General features: G+C 53.3%; 7 protein-coding genes. 4 read left to right on the forward strand and 3 right to left on the reverse strand.

Annotation, left to right across the window (positions count from 1 at the left end; genetic code table 11):
- A partial coding sequence (gene glgP / locus BP727_RS13405; RefSeq protein WP_286859352.1) for an alpha-glucan family phosphorylase occupies window positions 1-1,710 on the forward strand: 1,710 nt, incomplete at its 5' end.
- Here the strand turns inward: glgP and BP727_RS13410 are convergent.
- From BP727_RS13410 to BP727_RS13420, 3 genes are all read right to left on the reverse strand, one after another.
- The gene (locus BP727_RS13410) at window positions 1,656-1,955 is read right to left on the reverse strand and encodes a hypothetical protein (RefSeq protein WP_286859354.1); all 300 of its coding nucleotides are present in this window, start codon (window positions 1,953-1,955) and stop codon (window positions 1,656-1,658) included. The genes glgP and BP727_RS13410 overlap by 55 nt on opposite strands.
- A 36-nt stretch (window positions 1,956-1,991) precedes the next feature.
- Window positions 1,992-2,789: a DUF2953 domain-containing protein gene (locus BP727_RS13415; RefSeq protein WP_286859357.1), complete on the reverse strand. Its 798-nt coding sequence runs from the start codon at window positions 2,787-2,789 to the stop codon at window positions 1,992-1,994.
- A gap of 75 nt (window positions 2,790-2,864) precedes the next feature.
- The gene (locus BP727_RS13420) at window positions 2,865-3,284 is read right to left on the reverse strand and encodes a GerW family sporulation protein (protein ID WP_273271659.1); all 420 of its coding nucleotides are present in this window, start codon (window positions 3,282-3,284) and stop codon (window positions 2,865-2,867) included.
- A gap of 96 nt (window positions 3,285-3,380) precedes the next feature.
- Here BP727_RS13420 and BP727_RS13425 point away from each other — a divergent pair, with 96 nt between their 5' ends.
- The 3 genes from BP727_RS13425 to larA all read left to right on the forward strand — a co-directional run bounded on the left by BP727_RS13425 (window position 3,381) and on the right by larA (window position 6,519).
- A complete protein-coding gene (locus tag BP727_RS13425) occupies window positions 3,381-4,337 on the forward strand; it encodes an AAA family ATPase (RefSeq protein WP_013718068.1) in 957 nt (318 codons plus the stop codon).
- A gap of 8 nt (window positions 4,338-4,345) precedes the next feature.
- The gene (locus BP727_RS13430; protein ID WP_013718067.1) at window positions 4,346-5,203 is read left to right on the forward strand and encodes a DUF58 domain-containing protein; all 858 of its coding nucleotides are present in this window, start codon (window positions 4,346-4,348) and stop codon (window positions 5,201-5,203) included.
- Between the two features lie 62 nt (window positions 5,204-5,265).
- Window positions 5,266-6,519, forward strand: a complete 1,254-nt coding sequence (larA, locus tag BP727_RS13435) for a nickel-dependent lactate racemase (RefSeq protein WP_013718066.1) — start codon at window positions 5,266-5,268, stop codon at window positions 6,517-6,519.
- Window positions 6,520-6,673 lie beyond the last annotated feature (154 nt).

Consider the following 6,673-nt stretch of genomic DNA (forward strand, 5'->3'; position numbering starts at 1 on the left):
GCCTATAGCTTCATGCATGAGGAAGGCTGCTCATTCCTGGAGGCTCTCTGGGCCACCCGGGCGGGAAATGTATTCACCACTCATACCCCGGTGGAGGCGGGTTTCGATCGATTCGATAGAGATCTTTTGAAAAAATATGCAAAGCATTATACAGACGCTCAAGGCCTCTTTCCGAATGATCTGGTCATAATGGGATTGAAGACCGAAAAGGATGACAGTAGCCCCTTTAACATCGCTCTTCTCGCTCTTAGCGGGAGCTGCTTTGTTAATGGAGTGAGCAGGCTTCATGCCCAGGTGAGCAAGAGGATCTTTCAGTCCCGCTATCCCCGCTGGCCGGAGAATGAGGTGCCTATTGATTACATTACCAATGGGGTTCATATTCCTACCTGGGATTCTCCTGTGGCCCAGAGATTATGGTCTTTGAGCTGTCCGACGGGATGCGGTCTGGACAGCATCGATTACGAGGCAGGAAAGATAGCCAGGCAGAGCGACCAGGATATCTGGAACTTCAGAGCTCTTGCCAGAAAAGACCTAATCGATTATGCTCGCAGGCGTCACGCCCGGCAGATGCAGGAGCATGGAGCCTCGTCTGAGGAGATAGAGACCGCCAGGCACGTCTTGGACCCCAATACCCTCACCATAGGCTTTGCCAGAAGGGCAACCGCCTACAAGCGCACAAATCTTCTCCTCAGGGACGAGGAGAAGCTGGTCAGTATTCTGACCAATCATGATAGGCCGGTTCAGCTCTTGATGGCTGCAAAGGCTCATCCTGCAGATGTCGCTGGGAAGGAGATGGTCAAGCAGATGGCCAACTTCGCCGACCGGCCGGATGTAACGGACCGGGTGATATTTCTCGAGGATTACGATATCGATCTGGCCCAGCATCTGCAGGCGGGAGTGGATTTATGGATTAACACTCCACTCCGTCCCAATGAGGCCTGCGGGACGAGCGGCATGAAGGTTCTGGCCAATGGCGGGCTGAACCTCTCCACTCTCGACGGATGGTGGGATGAGGCCTATGAACCACGGGTGGGCTGGCTGTTGGGAGATGAGGGAGATGAGATTGAGCCCCCTGCAGGCTTTGGGCCGGAAAGAGATGATTTAGATGCCCGGAACCTTTACCGTCTGCTGGAGGAGGAGGTAATACCGCTCTTCTACCAGCGGGACGATCAGGGAGTGCCATCATCCTGGGTGGCAAAGATCAAGGCCAGCATGACTGAGCTAACCCCGCGCTATAGCGGCAACCGGATGATGAAAGAGTATGTAGAGAAAGTCTACCAGCCAGCGGCTGACGCCTATAGAAAGAGGGCAAAAGAGGGAGCAAAGCTGGCGAAGGAGCTGGTGGGTTGGCAGAAGCGGATCAACCAATGCTGGAGAGGCGTTCATTTTGGCCATCAGAAGGTGACCAGGGACGAGGAGGATCGGTGGCACTTTCAGATAGAGGTATATTTAGGCGATGTCTATCCAGATGATATTCAGGTGGAGCTTTATGCCGACCCTCTGCCCCAATCCAGCCGGGTAGAGGAGACGAAGCCGGCGAGGATCCTTATGGATCAGAGAGGGACGCTTACCGGTTCAGTCAATGGGTTCGTTTACTGCGCTGATGTTCCAGCGAACAGGCATGCTGAGGATTATACCCCTCGTATTGTGCCCTATCATCCGGATGCATTTATTCCCCAGGAGGATTCGCATATCCTATGGATGCGCTGATCAGCCGTTTTGAGGTCAAGATCTCTCAGAGATGGAGCCAGCTTGTAGACCTCATCCAAGGCCAATTGTTTTCCTTCCATGGAGATCGCATATCGCATTCCGGGCTCCACAATCAGCAATGCAATCGGGCTTAATCTGAATCCCAGCAGCCGATCTCCAGCGGCAATGACCAGGATCTTGATGATGGGATAGAGCACTCTGGATCCTGCCCTGATCTCTGCTCCTGCCAGTATATGCGTCTGCATCTTGGGGATCCATTTATTTTTAGTGTTTTTATTCATCTAACGCCCCCAGCCGATAGCATCCTTTATCAGCGATCTCATCTCCTTTTCCCGCAGGGCGGAGATAATCGCTGCTGGGATATGGATGGGACGCATTCTGGCCTCTGCCAGAAGCTCTCCCTCCAATCGCTCTTCTTCAAAGAATGGCTCGATCTGGATATCCGCTCCAAGATAACTGAGAAAAGCTGCTATAGACCAGAGCCTTCCAGTCAATATGGCAGTCTCGGAAGGATCATCAAGCCCTAACTTCAGGTGGCAGCGGATGGTCTTGAAGTGGAATGATCTGAAGAGATCCCGAATAAGATCGATAAAGGCGGGCATGGCTGCCAGCACAGACCTGATCCGGCGAACGCTTATTCCATCGGCATCGCCCTCTTCAATAACCTCCAATTCTCCGCCCTTTCCATCCGAGCCAGGATGGCTTTCATCTTGCCCTTCTTTATCCTCTTTTTCCTCATCTTTTTCTTTTTCATCCCCGGTTATCGATGCAATAAGATCGAGTGCTGATGGAGCGGAAGTCTCTCTATATAGCAGTCTGATGTTATGCCACGATATCCAGAGCCTTCCCAGAAGCTGGGTCTCCTTGCTTCTCAAGTCACCGCCTGCGGATATTCCCAGCCAAGATCCTCTCAGCTTTCCCTCAATCAGTTGCCCCTCTTTGCAGAGGAACAGGCATAGACTTAAGGGAATTATCAGAAGGACTAGCAGGAAAGCGATGAAAAGCATTAGGATTATTGCGGCGGATGTTAAAAGGCCAGGAGGCGATATCCCTGTCAGAATGTGTAGGGTCAGTGGCATCAAGAATGCCTCACGCTAAATTAGATCCTGAAATTGTCCTTTGAAATCCCTTCTAAGGCATCTATCAATGGCCCTCTATTCGACGAGCACCGCAGTCTCCCTAGAAGATCTCTTCTCTTTCCTATCCTTTTCTTTTCTCTCCTGGGAAGCAGCAAATCTCTCCAGGATAGATTGGGCAGCACTGGCTATCTCGGCCAGGGGCTGGTTGCCTGAGATATGGCCGGATAGAGGAATCACCTTGACACCATCCTCGCCGGGAATCCCTTTGAACACAACCACAATGGCGATGGGTATGACCCCCACCCCACCACCTGCCTTGACCTTAATGGCCTCGCTCTCCCCTGGTTCCTGGCCGGTGCCAAATCCCATCCCCATCTTGGTGATGGGTATGATGATCTTGTCCTCCAAGTCCATAGGCTCCCCAATTATGTTCCTGGCGGAGAGCACCTTTAGAAGCTCATCCACTGTAGCCCTTATAGCATCGGTGCTCGTCATCTATGTCTCCATTAATAAGATAGTATGCACTATATTTACATCTTCTGGATTGCTGGAAAAGGTATAATTAGACCAAAATCTCTTCAGAAGAGAATAATGTCGGAGGATCTCAGATCAGTCTACAGCCGAGCTCCGGAGATTTTCCAGAGGCTCCGAAAAGAGATCGATAAGGTGATCGTCGGCCAGGACAGGGCCATAGAGCAGCTTTTGGTGTCGATTATCGCCGGAGGGCATGCCCTTTTGGAGAGCAATCCGGGTCTGGCCAAGACTCTGCTTGTGAAGACCACTGCCTCTTGCATGGGCCTGGACTTCAGCAGAATTCAGTGCACGCCGGATTTGATGCCGGCGGATATCACCGGCACCACCATCATAGACGAGATCGGCGGGGGAAAGAAGTTCCGCTTCGAGCCGGGGCCAGTCTTCTCTAATATCGTCTTGGCGGACGAGATCAACCGGGCTTCGCCCAAGACTCAGAGCGCCCTTTTAGAGGCCATGCAGGAAAAACAGGTAACCGTGGGCAACAAAACCTATGCTCTGGACAGGCCCTTCTTCATTTTGGCCACCCAGAACCCCATAGAGATGGAAGGAACCTTCCCATTGCCCGAGGCCCAGCTGGACAGGTTCCTGCTCAAGATCTTCATGGAGTATCCCACGATGGATGAGGAGCTGGAGATCCTGGAGCGGTATACCATCCGGGCAGAGCCCAAGGTCTCCCCTCAAGTGAGCAAGGAGGAGGTTATTGCCCTTCAGAAGCTCTGTCGCGATATACCGATCGCGGATGATCTGAAACGTGCAGTGGTTAACCTGGTCCTGGCCACACGTAACTGGGACGGGGTCCAGTACGGTGCCAGCCCCAGGGCCTCCATCGGCCTCATCTTATCGGCTAAGGCCAGGGCATTTCTGCAGGGGAGGAACTATGTATCCAAAGAAGACCTGCATGTAATGGCCTATCCTGTACTCAGGCATAGAATAATACTGGGATTCGAGGCGGAGAGGAAGGGCCTCACCCGCGACCAGGTGGTAGGTGACATCCTGAAGAGCCTATCGCTATGAGATGAATTATGGATACTGATTTCTTCAAAGAGCTGGAGCGATTCACTCTGCTCGTCCGGAAGCGCGTCTCCACGGCATATAGCGGTGGGAGGAAATCGATGCGATTTGGCCACGGCATCAGCCCGGTGGGCTATCGGGAGTATCGCAAGGGGGACGACTTCAAGCTGGTGGACTGGAAGGTCTACGGAAGGACGGAGAAGCTCTTCATCCGGGAGCATGAGGAGGAGAGAAGCCTTGTGGTCCATATCCTCTTAGACAGCAGCGCCAGCATGGGCTATGCCGGAAAGTATGCCTATTCCTCCCGCCTGGCTGCGGGCTTTGCCTATCTGGCCACCATGGAGAACGAGAAATACACTTTGTCGCGCTTCTGCCACCGGTTCTATCCCGGAGAGCCAAAGCGAGGGAGGAGGAACCTGATTTCATCCATTGCCATGCTTGATGATACTCTGCCCCGAGGAAGAACCAACCTGAAGCTGGTCTCAGAGCTTTTTGCCTCCCAGATCAAGACCACCAGCCTGGTGGTGCTGATATCCGACCTCCTGGAGGATACCGAGGATGTGATAACCAGCATCTTTCGCCTCTCCGGACATGAGCTGGTGGTCATTCAGGTCCTCTCCCCGGATGAGATGGGGATGGGATTCGGCGGGGATGTTAAATTCGTAGATATGGAGAGCGGCCTTTCCGTCATCACCCGGGTGACTGAGGGAGAGCGGGCGGACTACCAGACGAGACTGGCAGAGCATAACGAAAAGATCAGAGAAGCATGTGACCAGGTCGGTGCGAACTATTTCCTCTTCCAGACGGACCGGCCGATATTCGATGCCTTCTCTGAGATGCTCACCCGAGCGGTGGTCTGGAAGACATAGGTCATATATATATTCAAAACCATCTCTGGATAATATAAGATGAATAGCGGACTGCCACGCCAATGAAACCGAATAACAATACCATTAAGCTCAATTACGGCCAGGGTTGCCTCGATCTTCTTGCAGGCGAGGAGGCAAAGGTCGTCCTTCCCCAGGAGCTTCCGCCAGCCGGCTCCGGGGAGGTCGAGAGATCCTTAGATCAGGCGGTTGGAAGGAGGCTGGAGGATTTTGCAGGGGCAAGGTCGGCTTCCATTCTGGTCAGCGATATCACCCGCCCTGCTCCCAGCCACCTCATGCTTCCTCCGCTTGTCAAGAGGATCCGGGAGCTGGGTATCAGGAGTCTGTTTGTTGTCTTCGCTCTGGGCACCCATCGAAGGATGACCGTTGCCGAGGAGGAGTATCTCTTAAAGGACTGCATTTGCTTGCCTCATGTTCAGCACGACTCCAAAGGCTGTGTTCCCCTGGGATGGACTGAGCGGGGAACTCCGGTGGAGGTTCTGGAGGCGGTCGCCTCCTCTGACCTGATAGTGGCTACGGGAAATATCGAGTATCACTATTATGCCGGCTTCAGCGGCGGGGCAAAGGCCATTCTCCCCGGGGTTAGCTCCGAGCCCTCTGTGGTCAGGAATCACGAGCTGATGAGGGATCCTGCGGCAACTACCGGGAACCTGAAAAGCCCCGTCCGCCTGGATATGGAGGATGCTGCCCGAATCGCGGATCTGGATTTCATACTTAACACTGTCTTGAATAGCCAAAAGGAGATCGTCCTGTCTACCGCTGGAGACTTCATAAAGGCGCATAGAGTGGGGGCGGCGGCAGTTGACCGGATGTATCGCCGTTATGTGGAGCCGGCGGAGATCGTAGTCAGCTGCGCCGGAGGCAGGCCCAAGGACCTCAATTTATTCCAGGCCCAGAAGGCTTTGGACAATGCCAAGAATGCCGCCCTTCCCGGCGGTACCATCATCCTCTTAGCGGAATGTTGCGAGGGGCTGGGCCATCCGGCATTCGAGCGCTGGGCCTGCGAGGCCTCGTCTGCCGAGGACTGCTGGGAGCGGTTCGGCAGGGAGTACGAGTTTGGAGGGCACAAGGCGGCCTTCCTGGCCAGGGAGTCGATGGAGCACCATCTGATTCTGGTCTCTTCCATGCCCAGGGATAAGGTCGAGATGTGCTTTATGAATCCGGCAAAGACTCTGGATGAGGCTTTGGCCATGGCCAAAGCGAGGCAGGGCAAGGATGCGAGGATGCTGGTCATGCCTTACGGGAACCTGACCCTGGCGGTGGGGAAACGGGCTTCTGCTCACGGATCTTGGCCTTGAGAGATTCATTCTCAAATCTTAATTGCTCATTTTGATCTTGAAGTTGCCGAATGATCTCAGATTTGCTCATGCACTCATTTAAAATATATATATCATTACTTAATATTTATGGTATAATTTATCTCAACATGACTGTACTTTCCAACTTTTTAAC

It is taken from the genome of Methanosaeta sp. UBA356, assembly GCF_002496465.1.
Classification (GTDB): Archaea; Halobacteriota; Methanosarcinia; order Methanotrichales; family Methanotrichaceae; genus Methanothrix; species Methanothrix soehngenii.